The organism is Spirillospora sp. NPDC049652, assembly GCF_040675125.1.
Classification (GTDB): Bacteria; Actinomycetota; Actinomycetes; order Streptosporangiales; family Streptosporangiaceae; genus Spirillospora.
On record NZ_JBFAOF010001444.1, the window covers coordinates 1 to 1,324 of the forward strand.

The window sequence follows — 1,324 nt, forward strand, 5'->3', positions numbered from 1 at the left end:
GCGGCTCGCCGAGGTCGTCCGGCAGGTCGCCGGAGGCGCCCGCTACATCGACCCGCAGCTCGCCGCCGACGCCCTCGCCGCCGAGGAGTGCCCGCTCACCCCGCGCGAACTCGACGCGCTCCGCGCCGCCGCCGGCGGTGAGCCCGTCTCCCGCATCGCGAGGACGCTCGGGCTGTCCGAGGGGACCGTCCGGAACTACCTCTCCGCCGCCGTCACCAAGCTCGGCGTCGACAACCGCCACGCCGCGGCCCAGATCGCCCGCGACAAGGGCTGGCTGTCCTGAGCCGACCTCCGACTCAGCCCAGCAGGACGCCCATGAACAGGGCGAGGAGGGCGGAGAGGCCGCCCACGGCCCCGGTGACCGCGAGCATCGGGCGGGACTTGGTGAAGGCGTGCCAGGCGGCGGCGATGCCGGACAGGGCCACGAAGGCGAGCTTGACGTACAGCGTCGTCTTGTAGTCGTCGCTGGTGTCGTCGCCGACCGCCGCGATGTTCCAGCCGCCGGTGACGATCAGGACGGCGAACGCGACCCAGGCGACCTTGTTGAACGCGCGGGCGGCCTGCTTCGGGATGTCGCCCCCCGCCCTGCGCAGCACCGGGAGCAGGGCGGTCAGGGTGAGCTGGCCGCCGACCCACACGGTGGCCGCGAGGACGTGCAGGAAGATCCTGATGGTGTCGGTGGTGACGGGGAGCATGCGTCCTCCGGACGGTTCAGAGCGGTGCTGCGATTCTCCCAGTAGGGTCCGCAGCGGCCGATTTGGGGCGTCCCCTGCGCCAGGCCACCACGCCCGACGCGCCCGCGATGACCAGGAAGAGCGCGCACGCCCAGGCGAACCAGTCGCCGAACCGCGCATAGAGCGTGCTGGCCGGGCGGCCTGGCACCCGTCCCGTCACCGAGACGAATCCTGGCCGGTCGGTCGAGCGCAGCGCCTGGACCCGGCCGTACGGATCGCTGATCATCAGGTCGCCGGCCCGGGCGTTCCGGGCGATGCCGACGCCGCTCTCGACGCCGCGGACCAGCGCCATCCGGCCGTGCGCCCAGGCGTCGGAGTGGAAGTCCCAGGCGGGCGCGAGCAGTGCCGCCGCGCCGTCGGACCGGTAGGCGCGGACGAGCCCGGGGAAGTCCAGGTCCTTGCAGATGATCACGCCCCAGCCGGGACGTCCCGGGACGGCGACGCGCCGGGTCCCGGGCGTGAAGTCGGACTCCAGGCCGGGGATCAGATGGTGCTTGGCGTACTCGGCGGGCCGTCCGCCGTCCGGCGTGAAGACGAGGGCGGAGTTGCGGACCGTCCCGCCCGTCCGCCGGGGTCACCCACCGGACGGG

The 1,324-nt window shown here is 73.8% G+C and carries 2 protein-coding genes and 1 pseudogene; 1 reads left to right on the forward strand and 2 read right to left on the reverse strand.

Annotated features, from left to right (window positions below):
• A partial coding sequence (locus tag AB0J52_RS40950; protein WP_500188636.1) for a response regulator transcription factor occupies positions 1-283 on the forward strand: 283 nt, incomplete at its 5' end.
• 13 nt (positions 284-296) lie between these two features.
• Here the strand turns inward: AB0J52_RS40950 and AB0J52_RS40955 are convergent.
• Both AB0J52_RS40955 and AB0J52_RS40960 read right to left on the reverse strand, forming a co-directional pair.
• Positions 297-695: a hypothetical protein gene (locus tag AB0J52_RS40955; RefSeq protein WP_500188639.1), complete on the reverse strand. Its 399-nt coding sequence runs from the start codon at positions 693-695 to the stop codon at positions 297-299.
• A gap of 16 nt (positions 696-711) precedes the next feature.
• A pseudogene (locus tag AB0J52_RS40960) lies at positions 712-1,293 on the reverse strand (nitrilase-related carbon-nitrogen hydrolase); the annotation flags it as partial.
• Positions 1,294-1,324: the final 31 nt, after the last annotated feature.